At 66.9% G+C, this 12,697-nt stretch carries 8 protein-coding genes; 1 reads left to right on the top strand and 7 read right to left on the bottom strand.

Annotated elements, in window-relative coordinates:
- Nucleotides 1–242 precede the first annotated feature (242 nt).
- Nucleotides 243–1,916 (top strand): electron transfer flavoprotein-ubiquinone oxidoreductase, encoded by a 1,674-nt coding sequence (locus HUW53_RS03120; RefSeq protein WP_237344278.1) that lies wholly within the window; start codon nucleotides 243–245, stop codon nucleotides 1,914–1,916.
- Between the two features lie 98 nt (nucleotides 1,917–2,014).
- On the opposite strand, the gene HUW53_RS03125 is transcribed toward HUW53_RS03120, so the two are convergent.
- The 7 genes from HUW53_RS03125 to HUW53_RS03155 form a co-directional block, all read right to left on the bottom strand.
- Complete coding sequence (locus HUW53_RS03125; RefSeq protein WP_237344279.1) at nucleotides 2,015–2,872, bottom strand: FkbM family methyltransferase; 858 nt, start codon at nucleotides 2,870–2,872, stop codon at nucleotides 2,015–2,017.
- Between the two features lie 468 nt (nucleotides 2,873–3,340).
- The gene (locus tag HUW53_RS03130) at nucleotides 3,341–5,047 is read right to left on the bottom strand and encodes a carbamoyltransferase C-terminal domain-containing protein (RefSeq protein WP_307499554.1); all 1,707 of its coding nucleotides are present in this window, start codon (nucleotides 5,045–5,047) and stop codon (nucleotides 3,341–3,343) included.
- A 334-nt stretch (nucleotides 5,048–5,381) separates the two neighbouring features.
- Complete coding sequence (locus tag HUW53_RS03135; RefSeq protein ID WP_237344281.1) at nucleotides 5,382–6,734, bottom strand: hypothetical protein; 1,353 nt, start codon at nucleotides 6,732–6,734, stop codon at nucleotides 5,382–5,384.
- On the bottom strand, nucleotides 6,731–7,540 hold the full coding sequence (locus HUW53_RS03140) for a WecB/TagA/CpsF family glycosyltransferase (protein ID WP_237344282.1): 810 nt from the start codon (nucleotides 7,538–7,540) through the stop codon (nucleotides 6,731–6,733). The genes HUW53_RS03135 and HUW53_RS03140 overlap by 4 nt, the downstream gene beginning before the upstream one ends.
- A gap of 161 nt (nucleotides 7,541–7,701) precedes the next feature.
- On the bottom strand, nucleotides 7,702–8,484 hold the full coding sequence (locus HUW53_RS03145) for a polysaccharide biosynthesis/export family protein (protein WP_237344283.1): 783 nt from the start codon (nucleotides 8,482–8,484) through the stop codon (nucleotides 7,702–7,704).
- Between the two features lie 460 nt (nucleotides 8,485–8,944).
- Nucleotides 8,945–11,068 carry an exopolysaccharide transport family protein gene (locus HUW53_RS03150; protein ID WP_237344284.1) on the bottom strand — a complete coding sequence of 708 codons (2,124 nt, stop codon included), beginning with the start codon at nucleotides 11,066–11,068 and terminating at the stop codon, nucleotides 8,945–8,947.
- A 202-nt stretch (nucleotides 11,069–11,270) separates the two neighbouring features.
- Nucleotides 11,271–12,587 carry an oligosaccharide flippase family protein gene (locus HUW53_RS03155; RefSeq protein ID WP_237344285.1) on the bottom strand — a complete coding sequence of 439 codons (1,317 nt, stop codon included), beginning with the start codon at nucleotides 12,585–12,587 and terminating at the stop codon, nucleotides 11,271–11,273.
- Nucleotides 12,588–12,697: the final 110 nt, after the last annotated feature.

The following is a 12,697-nucleotide window of genomic DNA, read 5'->3' on the forward strand; positions in this document are numbered from 1 at the left end:
GGGGTCCAGGACGGGCACGGCGGGGCGCAAGGGCGCCCTGCGGCATTCCGCACAGCGAACCTATGGCACGATCACGCCTGCCGGTGAAGCAGTGCATTGCGGTATGTGCTTTCACGGACATGGGGACAACCGGCCAATCGGTCAAGTCGTCGCACCCTGGGGCCATCTCGCGAATTGTCAGATGGCGCCAACCGTGGAAGAACTCCAACGAAAGCACGATGACGTAAGCGGGAGCTGAGGGGATGAACGCGGCCGAACTGCCTGAACGCGAAGGCATGGACTATGACGTGGTGGTGGTGGGCGCGGGGCCTGCCGGTCTCGCCACGGCCATTCGCTTGAAGCAGCAGGCGGCCGAGCGCGGCGCCGAGATTTCCGTGGTGGTGGTGGAAAAGGGCTCCGAGGTCGGGGCCCACATCCTGTCGGGCGCGGTGGTGGATCCGAGCGGCCTCGATGCCCTGCTGCCCGGCTGGCGCGAGGAGGAGGACCGTCCCCTCGTCACCGAGGTGGTGGAGGACCATTTCTACCTGCTCGGCCCGGCCGGCGGCGCGAAGCTGCCCAATTTCGCCATGCCGCCGCTGATGAACAACCACGGCAATTTCGTGGGTTCGCTCGGCAATGTCGCCCGCTACCTCGCCCGCAAGGCGGAAGAGCTGGAGGTGGAGATCTACCCCGGCTTCGCCGCCAACGAGGTGCTTTATGACGCCACCGGCGCGGTGCGCGGCGTCGCCACCGGTGACATGGGGATCGGCAAGGACGGCGAGCCGAAGGCGGAGTTCACCCGCGGCATGGAGCTGCGCGGCCGCTACACCGTGTTCGCCGAGGGCGCGCGCGGCCAGCTTTCCAAGCAGCTCATCGCCAAGTTCGGCCTGGGCGACGGCCGCGAGCCGCAGAAGTTCGGCATCGGCCTCAAGGAATTGTGGAAGGTCAAGCCGGAGAAGCACAAGCCCGGCCTGGTGCAGCACGCTTTTGGCTGGCCGCTGGATTCCAAGACCGGCGGCGGCGCCTTCGTCTACCATATGGAGGATGAGCAGGTGATGGTGGGCTTCGTGGTCCACCTGAACTACCAAAATCCCTGGCTCTCGCCGTTCGACGAGTTCCAGCGCTTCAAGACCCACCCCATGTTCCGCGACACGTTCGAGGGGGCCAAGCGCATCTGCTACGGCGCCCGCGCCATCACCGAGGGCGGCTTCCAGAGCGTGCCCAAGCTGTCCTTTCCCGGCGGCGTGCTGGTGGGCTGCGCGGCTGGCTTCGTGAACGTGCCGCGCATCAAGGGCAGCCACAACGCGGTGCTGTCCGGGATGCTGGCCGCCGACCATCTGGCGGAGGCGTTGGCCGCCGGCCGCGGCCATGACGAGCTGGCCAGCTACGAGGCGGCGTGGCGCGGCTCGGCGGTGGGCGACGACCTGAAGAAGGTGCGCAATGTGAAGCCCCTGTGGTCCAAGCTCGGCACCTATGTGGGCGTTCCCCTCGGCGCGCTCGACATGTGGACCAACACCTTCGGCTTCTCTTTGTTCGGCACCCTGAAGCACGGCAAGCCCGATTGCGCGACCTTGAAGCCGGCTGCCCAGTGCAAGAAGATCGCCTATCCCAAGCCGGACGGCGTGCTGACCTTCGACAAGCTCTCCTCGGTGTTCATTTCCAACACCAATCACGAGGAAGACCAGCCGGTGCACCTCAAAGTGAAGGATCTGGGCCTGCAGAAGTCATCGGAACTCGACGTGTTCGGGGGGCCTTCCAACCGCTATTGCCCGGCCGGCGTGTACGAATGGGTGGAGGAGGGCGGCGAAGGTCCGCGCTTCCAGATCAACGCGCAGAATTGCGTGCACTGCAAGACCTGCGACATCAAGGATCCGAACCAGAACATCACCTGGACCGCCCCCGAGGGCGGCGGCGGCCCGAACTATCCGAATATGTGAGCCTGCGGCATTCGCTCCTGGGCTTTGGACCGCGCAATAAAAAGGCCGGAGGGTGGATCCACCCTCCGGCCTTTTTCGTGAACCCTGTGGCCTCCCGCTCAGGCTGCCGTGGCGCGGCCCTGGGGGTGGCGGGCGATGATGTTGCAGAATTCCGTGGGCCGGGCGCCGAGCGGGGTCAGGGTGCCATCCCATTTCAGCCGGAAGAAATGATAGCCGAGACCGGCCAGCGTGTTCCACGGCGCGGCCGGGTCGCCGCCGCTGGAGAGCAAGGCCGGGCAGTTCATCTCGAAGATGATGAGCGGGTGATAAGCCGAAATGGTCTTCAGCCCGCCGGCCAGCACGCGCTGCTCGGCCCCTTCCACGTCGATCTTGATGCTGTCCACCCGTGGCAGACCAAGCTCCGCCACGAGGGCGTCAAGGGTGGTGATCTCCACGTCCTCGGCCTCGGTCGCCGCGCCATCGTTCACCAGCGAGAAGGCCTGCGGGTCGTCGCCGACCGGGTTGTGGAACAGCGCGGCCCGGCCGGGCGCATCAGCGAGGCCCTTGCGCACCAGCGTCACGTTCTGGAACCGGTTGAGGCCGACATTCTCCTGCAGCAGGTCCCCCGCCTCCTTGCCCGGCTCCACCGCCACGATCCGGGCGGCGCGCGGCGCCATCTTCAAGGAGAACAGGCCGATGTTGGCGCCCACATCCACGAAGATGTCGCCCTTGGCGACGAACTGGTCGAGATGCTTCAGCTCCGGCTCCACCTGATCGCGCAGCAGAAAGGCCGATACGGTGGTGTAGCGCAGGTCCGCCGGCACCTGCATGCGGGCGCCTCCGGAGACGAGTTCGAACTCCGGCTTGCGGCCGAGGCCCACCAGAACGGCAAGCCGTGCCACGCGGGCCAGCACCACCAGTGGCGCCTCCTGGAACGCGGGCTCGTTCAGAAGCTTCCTGATCCTCTTTAGCATCATCGCTCCTGCGCTCTTTTCCGGCTTGAACGTCGTGTTCGGGTGGGTGTGTCGGCGGGAGCGGCCTGCTGAGGCTCCTCCGACGCCGGGGTGGGGCGGGCGAGCGGCGCCAGATTGGCGCCGCGGTCGCTCCGCAGGAAGACAGGGGAAGAACCCAGCGATGTCAAGACCACGGAAAGCACGGACCCATCCGCGCGCGGACCTGAGAATGACATGTTGCCGACATGCGCGGTACACCCAAAACACAGGCCTGGACCGCCGCTGCATGTAGAGCCCGCCCACGGACGAAAATCAGGCCGGGCCTATCTCTTGCCCGAAGGGCGAGAAAAGCGCCGCCGGGGCTGGCGTTCTCGTCATGGAGGGGGACGGATCTCCCTGCCCCCCATTGACCATGCCGAATGGTGCGAACGGCGCGGCGCGGAAACGCCGAGGTCTGCGCACCCCTGAAAAATGGAGGCCGGACCTGAAGTTCTATTTCGGCTTCGTCACCAGGAACGGCCCGATGGCCACCCAATTGAGGCCCGAGTTCAGCAGGACATGCACGGCGTCCCGCGGGCGGTGCACCAGCGGCAGGCCGTGAAGATTGAGTGAAGTGTTGAGGAGGCCGCCGACCCCGGAGCGGGACGCGAAGCGCTGGATCAGATCCCAATAATCGGCGTTCGTCTCCTGCGTCACCACCTGTGGCCGGCAAGTGCGGTCGTAGGGGTGGGTGCCGGCCTTCAACTGCTCGGCGCCGGCACCGGTGGTGTCGAAGGACAAGATCATGTAGGGCGCGGACACCTGCTTGGGATTGCGCAGGTAAAGGTCGGCGTGCTCGGCCGCGATGGAGGCCGCGAACGGCATCCAGAAATCGCGGCTCTTCACCATCTCGTTGATCTCGCGGATGACGTCGGGATTGCGCGGATCGGCCAGAATGGCCCGGTTGCCCAGCGAGCGGGCACCGAACTCCTCGCGCCCGGCGAAGCGGCCCACCACATGGCCCTCGACCAGCAGATCGGCCACGGCATCGTTGATGGCGTCCGGCTGCGACAGGATGATGTCGCCACGCTCGATCCATTCGGCGAGATCGGCGCGGATCTCCTCGTCCGCCCACTCGGGGCCCAGATACATGGTGCTCAGGGCCGGCACGCTGCCGCCGCCCTGCCGCTCCGCACGGGCGAGATAGGCGGCGCCGATGGCGTTGGTCTCGTCGCCGCAGGAGGGGAAGACGAACAGGCTGTCCACCTCCTCCATCTCCATGATCCGCTTGTTGGCCTTCACGTTCATGAAGACGCCGCCGGACAGGCAGAGGCGGCGGATGCCGGTCTCGGCGATGGCGCGGCGCACGAACTCGCAGAGGATTTCCTCGGTGAACAGCTGGACGCCACCCATGATGGTGTCGAAGCGCTGCTCGTAGAACAGCTTTTCCAGCACCGGCTGAATGTGCAGGGTGTGCGGCACGCCGGGGGCGCGGGCCCACACGGGGGAGCGATCGTCCACCCATCGGAACAGGGTGTGCAGCCGGTCGGCGATGCGGCGGCTGCCGGACATGGCGGCATAGGGCGCCATGCCCATGATTTTGTATTCATGCTCCAGCGGCACCATGCCGAGCATGTAGGTGACCACGGCATAAAGGGTGCCGAAGGAATCGGGGTACGGCACCTCATGCAGCAGCTTCAGGGTGTTGTTCTGCCCGATGCTGACACTGGCGCACAGGCCGTCGCCGCCACCGTCCACGGTCAGGACCAATTGCGGCTCGGTGCGCTCCTTCTGGCCGAAATAGGCGGTTGCCGCGTGGCAGGCATGATGCCCGTAGACCTTGATGGCCTCGGGCCGGAAGCCCATGGCCACATAGGTGTCGAGGCGTTCCTGGGCGCGTTTGCGCTCCACCGCGAGGCGCAGCGGCGTCTGGCCCAGCGCCGTGCGCAGCCGGCCCTGCCATTTGGCGGACCGCCGGAACACGTCGATCCAACCGGGGCGGTCGAGCGGCACCGTGGGCATGCCCGCCAGCGCCAGGACGGAGACGTCCTGCGGCTCCACGCCGATCTCCCGGCGCAGCCAGTCCAGGCCCATGGTGGGAATGTCGTGGAAGTTCTTGATCCGCCGGAGCCGCTCCTCCTGGACCGCCGCCACTGTTCCATCCTGGCACAGTGCGGCCACCGCCGAATTGTGAGAATCGCTAACGCCGATGACGGTCACTTGCAGGCTCCGAGAGACAATTGCGCCAAGCCGAGAAGGCCTTGTCAATGGCTGGGGTGTAAAGGCGGGGGGAAGGGCGGGTGAGATGACGCTTAGGACATGGCTTTCGAGGTCACCTTAGTTTCGTGGGAGGTACCTTGCCATCATTTTCCGGCAGGTGCATCCGAGCACATAGTGGCTTGTCTATACGTGAATGGCCAAGGATCGAACGCCGTCGCGCCGGTGGCAGAAGGTCGCGTCCGCCACTCGCGCGCGCAATGGGGTTGCGCGCGCCGATCCGCTGCGCCCTTTCCCTGCCGCTGCGGTGGCGCCGCATCCTCCCGCCAAGCGCGCCTCAACGCGCGAGCCAGTGCCTGCGTGGGACGGTGCGCGCGACGGTCGGGACCGCTGGCGCCGCGCGTCCCACCGCCGACAGATAGACGGCGAGCGCCAGCACCACGCCGAGCTCGCCCGGCTGGAGCACCAGGGAATAAACCGCCGATGTCAGGATGAGGTAGAGCACATAGTCTGAAAGGGCGAGAATGAAGGGGTCGCGCGTGGCCATGCCGCGTCGGGCGGTGGTGACATAGGCCCAGACGTGCACCACCAGCACCAGGATGGCGCCGATGAGCCCGTATTCGAACACGACGCCGAGCCAGCCGAGATCGGAGACGAAGAACTGGCTGTAGCCGAAGATGTCGGCCAGCGTGACGGAGCCGAAACGGGTGGTGGCGCCCACCCCGAAGATCCAGCGCAAGGTGTCGTCGCCCAGGAAGCGCGCCGCCAGCGCGCTCGAATTCTGCCGCACCGAGAGCGAGCCGCCCAGGCTCTGTTCCAGGGTGTCCCAGCCCGCGCCGCCGAACAGGCCGAGCTTGGCGGCGACCAGCAGCAGCATGGGCACCATCATGCCGATGCCGAGGCCGATGGCGAGCCGGCGCAGCCGGCCGGGCAGCGACATCACGATGCCGTAGGCCGTCACCAGCACCGCCACGGCGATGGCCGTGCGCTGCTTGTAGGTGAGGACCTGGATCAGCAGGCATACCGGGATCAGAAGCAGGCGCAGGCGCTTGCCCTCAAGGATGGCGCTGCGCGCGAGGTAGAAGATGAAGATCATGCCGAAGATCATCGACATGTATACGCGCCGGCCGCGATCCGTATCATACTGCAAGAGCTTGCCGTTGATGGGATCGGTCACGAACCAGGACCGGGGAGCAAGGGTGTAGAGCAGCACCAGAAGCACGAAAGTGGCGATGCCGTAGCTGAGAAACACGGCCCGCACCCGTTCAGGCGGCAGCGCCAGGAGCGACAGCATCGCCGCCAGCGCGAAATAATAGGTGAAGGGCCACGCCTTCACCGTGGTGGCGAGGGCGTCCAGCAGGCCGTTGCCGAGCTGGATGATGGACACCAGCGGCGTGAAGCCCAGCAGGTAGGCGAGCAGCAGCAGGAACAGGTTGCGCCCCGGCAGCCGCATCCGGATGGCGCCGTAGAGGCTGAGCGGAAACATCAGGAACGGCCACGCCTTGGACAGCAGGTAGGGCGGCGGCAGCTCGTTCAGGTAATGGAACACCTGCGCGAAGAAGGGCATGGCGAAGGCGAGGGCAAAGGTCGCCGTCTTTGAAATGCGGGCTCCCCGGCGCGCGCGCGACCGCGAGTGTTGCCGCAGCGGCATCTCCACCTTGCGGCGGGGCGGCGGGGCCAACGCCGTCATGGGGCGGTTTTGTCCGGCGTCGCCATGCCGTAGGCCGCCGGGTTCAGCCGCGCCTTGGCGGCGGCGAGCAGCACCGGCAGGGAATCCACGAAGATCCGCTTCACCTGGATCTTCGGATCGGTGACGAGCCGGTGCAGCCATTCCACCCCGAGCCGCCGGTAGATGAGGGGCGCGCGGGTGGACAGGCCGGTGAGAAAGTTCAGCGAATTGCCGACGCACAGGCCCGTGCCCACCGCCGTGCCGCGCTGCCACACCAGGCGCGTGACATATTCCGAGCGCGGCGATCCGGTGACGAAGAAGAGGTAGCGGGCCGGATGGTCCAGCACGAACCGGACGCAGCGCTCCACTTCATCGGGCTTGTCGATGAAGCCCATGGGCGGCACCCACATGGCCACGTTGGTGAGGTGGTAGCGGGCCTTGAGGCGCTCCAGCATCTCGTCCGACCCGCCGATGATGGTGATGGCGTCGTCGGGCTTGATGTGGTGCTCGAACAAGGCCTCGGTGAGGTCGGAACCGGGCGTGCGGGGGATGTCGAGGCCGAACAATTGCCGCGCCAGGGCCCGCGGCACGGCGCCGTCCATGGTGTGCAGCCAGGCGTTCTCGTAGATCTCGATGAAGACCGGGTCCTTCAGCTCGTTGATCCGGGTGAGATTGGCCGCATTGGGGGTCACCACATAGGCGAAGGGCGCGCCGGGCGGACGGGCGGCGATGAGGGCCGCTGCACCCGCGACATCGAGGCATGCGAACGGCACGTTGAGGAACATGACCGTTTTCACGTCCGGCGGAAGGGCGATCTTTTGCGGCATGATGGCGTCCCGTGCTTCTGGTTCCGCGGATCAGGTTGCGGGGCCTCGCTCCGGCCTCCGCGCGCCGCGGATCTGGCCGGCGTGGAGAAAACGCGTCAACCCGGACCGTGGAGCGGCCGCCCGCGCCTGTGCGCCGGCGGCGGCTCCCGGCGTGTCCCCGGTCAGGGCACGACGGAGGTCGTGCCGCCGTTCTGAGTGTAGTTGCCGATGGTATAGCTGAAGGAGCGCTGGAACGGCACCACGCGGTTGATGAACTGGTCGATCCAGAGATTCACCTCGGCGATGGAGCTGCGCGGGACGAAGACGATGTCACCGCTTACAAGCGGGACGTCGCCATCGGAGAAGCCGGTTTCGATCATCTCGCGCACGTCGATCAGGCGCAGCATGGGCATGTTGTCTGGGCCGCGGCGGATCAGCGCCACCTGCCCGGTGCGGGCCTCCTCGGTGAAGCCGCCAGCCACCACGACCGCTTGCAGGACGCTGGTGCCGGAGCTTTCGAGCTTGATCATGCCCGGCTGCTTGACCATGCCGCCCACATAGACCCGCGGGCCGGCGGCGGCGTCGAGCGCGACAACCACCTTCTGGTCCACCAGCTCCTTGCGCGAGGCCTTGCGGATATAGTCCTCGATGCCGCCCAAGGTGGAGCCCTCGACCTTGATCTGGCCGATGGCGCGGGGGGCGATGGTGCCGTCGGGGCTGACGATGAGATCCTCGTCCATGTCCCGGGTGATGAAATACTTGACCTTCAGCCGGTCGCCCGGCGCCACCCGGTAGGCCGGCGCCATGTCGCTCCAGGGGCTGAAGCGATCCGCGTTCACCTCGGTGAATCGCAGCTCCTGCCCGGTGGTGAAGGGCGGGGTGCCGGTATTCTGCGAGGTGGCGATGGCGGCACAACCGCCCAGCGCCAGGGCGCCGACCACCAGCGTCGTCGCGACCGGGGCCACGGACCGAAGCCTGCTGAAGCCGTCCCGCACCATTTGGCGCGCGGATGCGATCCAACCGCACCGGGGCAAGACCATCGACAACTCCCGAAATGTCTCGATCAAACCGCGCTCGCCTGAATCCATGGCCGGCGCGCCGGGCCGAGGACCTCAGGTAAACCCGCAATTCTTGGTTAACACACGCTAAAGCCCCATGGTTAAGAAAGTCCTTAACGCCACGCCACAGCCTGGATCCGCGCGTGCTAAGTCCCGGAATCTGCTGATGGCGGGGTCAGAACGCTGGGGAAAAGTCAATTTTACGCTTCGGTATGTTGCAACCGCCTCCGCGCGCGGCGGGCGTGCTGGCCTATCCCCGCGGTCCGGCGGCGAATCAGAGGGCGGTGAGGGTGCCACAAAAAGATCAGGGCGCGCCCTGGTGGGGCGCGCCCTGATCTTTCGCGGTTCAGCCGAGGCGGTGCGCCGGTCAGGCGCGCCGATAGAGCCAGTTGGGCAGGTAATAGCGCCGGCCGAAGAAGATGAAGCCCAGGAGCGCGCCGCCGACTTCGTCCACCGTCTCGCGCAGATGGATGGCGGCGGGCTTGCGGGTGATTTCCGCGTGGACGGCAAGGATATTGCCGTCCACGAGCTGGGTCAGCCGCTGGGTGACCAGCGACGAGCCGGGAAGGCTGGAGCAGATGACGATGCAGTCGAAGGCCGCCTTCAACGCCTTGATCATCTCTTCGCCTTCCACCACCGGCAGGCGCACGCTGAGCAGGGGGGAAGTGGCCACCTCCGCCGCCGACCACAGCAGCGGCACCGGCGTGGTGGTGACGGAGAGGCCGCCGATTATGTCGGTGTGCCCGGTATGAAGCGGATAGGGGGTGTTGGAGCTGAGGTCCACCAGCAGGGTGCGCATGCGGCGCTGGGTGGAGAATTCCTCCGCGAGGCGCCGGCAGAACCAGGGTAGGGTCTCGCCCCGCTCGGGGGCGAGGAAATGCATGGCGCGCAATGGCTGGTCGTCGACCCGTGTGTCGAGCAGCAAGGTGGCGCAACTGCCGATCGCCTGGTCCACCGCCATGCTGGCATGGTCCTCGGCGCCGTCATCGAAGGTGGCGAGGTTGGGCAGGCCCAGGAGCCGTTCCGGCTCGCTCGGCATGATGAACGTGGTGCGCAGCACCGAGGCGATGGCGCCCGCCGCCGCGCCGAACAGGATGCCGCCGAGAATGCCACCGGCGAGCATGGGCAGCACCAGGGAGCGCTTGGTGACCGCCGCGCCCGCCTCCTGCACCAGGCGCACGTTGGATTGGCGGGTGCGGGCGGCGGTTTCCTCGATGTTCGCAGCCACCGCCCGGCGCAGATATTCGCGATAGCCTTCGCTCAAGGTCTCGCGCTGGCGGGTCAGCTCGATGAGGCGGGTTTCGGCGCCGCGCAAGGTGTCGATGCGCTGTTGCGCCGCCGTGCGCTGTTCTTCCAGCTCGGCCCTCTGCTTGCCGAGGGAATCCTTCTCGACCTTCAGGTTGAGGACCAGATTGTCCACGTAATTGATGGACGGGTTCCTTGAGGCGCGGTCGGTATAATAGGGGTTCTGGCCGCGCTCGGCGATGCGCTTGCGCATCGTATCGATCTTCTTCTGCACTTCCTTCAGCAGCGGGCTGCCGGGGGCATACTGGGCGGCGAGGCGGTCGCGCTCCAACAGCAGTTGCGTCATCAGGTTCGAGCTGTCGTCGCCGGAGAGGGCGTCGGTCTTCTCGGAGAAGTCGAACACCGAATCCGGCAGCGCCTTGCGCTGGGCCTCCGCCTCCTGGAGCTGGGCAGCCAGCGTCGCCTCGCGCTCGTCCACCTGGCGGATGCGCTGAATCACGCTGTCCATCTGGTTGGAGGCGAGAATGGCATCCTGGTTGAAATCGATCACGCCCACCTTGGCCTTGAGCGCCTCGATGTCGTTGTCGGCGGTGGTGAGGTCGCGCTTGAAGCGATCCACCTCCAGCATCAGGATCTTCGCGGTCGGGTTTTCGAACACCTTGCGCCGGCTGGCGAGATAGTTCTGCACCAGCGCGTCGGTGGTCTTGACGGCGATCTCGCGATCCGGATTGGTAAATTCCACGTCGATGATGTTGGAATCGGACACCACGTTCGCGCGCAGGCTGCGCCGGAAGCGCTCGATCGCCTGGTCCATCTCGTCCTGATCGGCGCCGAGCAGGCGCGTCAGGGCGCTCAGGGGTCCGGGCGGGAACAGCCGGTCAAGGCCGATCTGCTCGATCGTGGTGCGGATCACGTCCGCGCTCTCGATGATCTGAACCTCGGATTCCACCTGCTTCAGGCCTTCCACCGACAGCACGGCGGGGCCGCTGTCGGTGACGTTGCTGGACGTGGAGACCTCGCGGTTGACGATCACCAGCATCAGGCTGGAGGCGGTATATTCGGTCTTGGCGAGCGCCGCGGCGGCAACGCCGATCACCAGCGGCACCAGGGCGGCCACAAGCACCACCCGGATGTGGAAGAAGGTGGCGATGAGGAAGTCGCGCAGCGTGAAGCTGGAGCCCTCCGGGGCGATGGCCGGTGCGAGTGCGGTTTCGTCCGCGGTGCCGGCCTGGTGCGCCATCGACATACTTCCCCCTGCAGCCATCGCCTCTGCCCGTCCTGCCCCTGTGGCCGGTCTCGCGGATACCGGCGCATCCGCCACGGGCGTGTCGGTTTTTCGCCCGCTTTACCGCCACAGATGTTTCACGTCCGCTGGCCAGGATGGGCCGGCGAATCATGACCGCACCCGATTACTTTGCGGTTAACCAGTGGTTTCCGCGTTACCCCCCTCAATAGGCGCGGGGCATCAGCTTGATCACGGCGAGGGTGGTGCCGACGCCGCCCTGGGCGATGAATAGCGCGGTCGCGATGGCGGCGCCGATCATGCCGTAGGGGGGGATGAGGGCGAAGCACAGCACGATGCAGCTCGCGAGCTGGCCGGCGTTGAGCCAGCGCAGCACGCGGCCATGCCCGGTCATGGCCAGCATCACGTCCTGCGTGGGCAGCAGGCAGTTGATGAGCTGGCCGACCGCCATGATGATGAGCGCGGGCGCCGCCATCTCGAACCCGGGGCCGATGAGGTGGAGCAGCCAGGTCGGTGCCAGCAGCATCACCGCGATCGCCGGAATGCCGCAGGCCGCGATGGCCAGGCGGGCGCGCCGGTTGAGGGCCCGCAGCTGGTCGAAGTCGCCCACCCGATGGGCCGCGGCGAACGAGGGAGCGGCGATGGTGGAGATGGCGATGATGACCACCCAGATCAGCACCGTGATGCGGCTTGCCACGCTGAAGGCGCCCACGGCCGCGGCCGACGCATAGGCCGCAAGCACCACGGTGGGAATGGAGTTCAACGCCGCCTGCACGTTTTCCACGATCGCCAGCGGCCAGGCCGTGCGCCACAGGGCCGGCATGTTCTCGGCGGGCGCGGTCTCCCGCCGCGGGCCGGGGCGCGGGCGGGCCTGCTGCGCGATGAGCTTTTGCCGCTCGTGCAACAGCAGGCCGAAGCCGAGCACGGCGCTGGCGAGATTGGCGAAAGCGAAGGCGTACAGGATGCCATGCAGCGAATGGATGCCCACCGCGAGCGCGCCAAAGGTGAGAATCGGCCAAAGCCCGTTCTGGACGAATTGTCCCGCCACCCCGCGATGGAAGCCGGTGAGCGCGTGCGCGGCGAAGATGCACAGGGTCTGCGGCAGGATCGCCGCCGCCGAAATCATCAAAGGCACCGTCAGTTCGTGTTCCTTGAACACATAGGTCGCGAGCGGCTCGGCCGCGGCCAGGGTGGCAAGGCTCGCGGCCAGCCCCCCGGCGAAAACCCAAAGCGTGCCTTCCAGCAGCACCTTGCGCGCCTGAGGGGCGCGGCCGACCGCCAGCTCGGCGGCAATATGGCGCATCACCGCCTTTTCGAAGCCCCCGCGGGCGACCGTCGCCGCCGCGCTGACCCAGGTGTTGCACAGGAAGAACAGGCCCGCCTCGAACACGCCGAGGATACGCGCCGTGAGCATGTAGAGGCCGAGCTTGCCGACCAGCTCGATGCCCCGCACCACCAGTGCGGCCCCAAACGCCCATTGCGCCAGCAGGGTGCGAAGAAGAGGTTTAAGGGTGAACGTCATGCGGCTCTTGGAAGGTTCGTGCGGCTGACATAGGCTCCCCGGCGCGCCGTGGCCGGATTGCGGCGGCTCGAGAGCGACGTCGGCCTCCGCGAGGATGAGGGCGGGCGCGG

Source organism: Xanthobacter agilis, assembly GCF_021730435.1.
GTDB classification, from domain to species: Bacteria; Pseudomonadota; Alphaproteobacteria; order Rhizobiales; family Xanthobacteraceae; genus Xanthobacter; species Xanthobacter agilis.

Excerpts from the sequence above, each read along its gene's own strand:
- HUW53_RS03155 (WP_237344285.1), bottom strand. The coding sequence starts at position 12,587 with ATGACGTTCACCCTTAAACCTCTTCTTCGCACCCTGCTGGCGCAATGG.
- HUW53_RS03125 (WP_237344279.1), bottom strand. The coding sequence starts at position 2,872 with ATGATGCTAAAGAGGATCAGGAAGCTTCTGAACGAGCCCGCGTTCCAG.
- HUW53_RS03150 (WP_237344284.1), bottom strand. The coding sequence starts at position 11,068 with ATGTCGATGGCGCACCAGGCCGGCACCGCGGACGAAACCGCACTCGCA.
- HUW53_RS03140 (WP_237344282.1), bottom strand. The coding sequence starts at position 7,540 with ATGCCGCAAAAGATCGCCCTTCCGCCGGACGTGAAAACGGTCATGTTC.
- HUW53_RS03120 (WP_237344278.1), top strand. The coding sequence starts at position 243 with ATGAACGCGGCCGAACTGCCTGAACGCGAAGGCATGGACTATGACGTG.
- HUW53_RS03135 (WP_237344281.1), bottom strand. The coding sequence starts at position 6,734 with ATGACGGCGTTGGCCCCGCCGCCCCGCCGCAAGGTGGAGATGCCGCTG.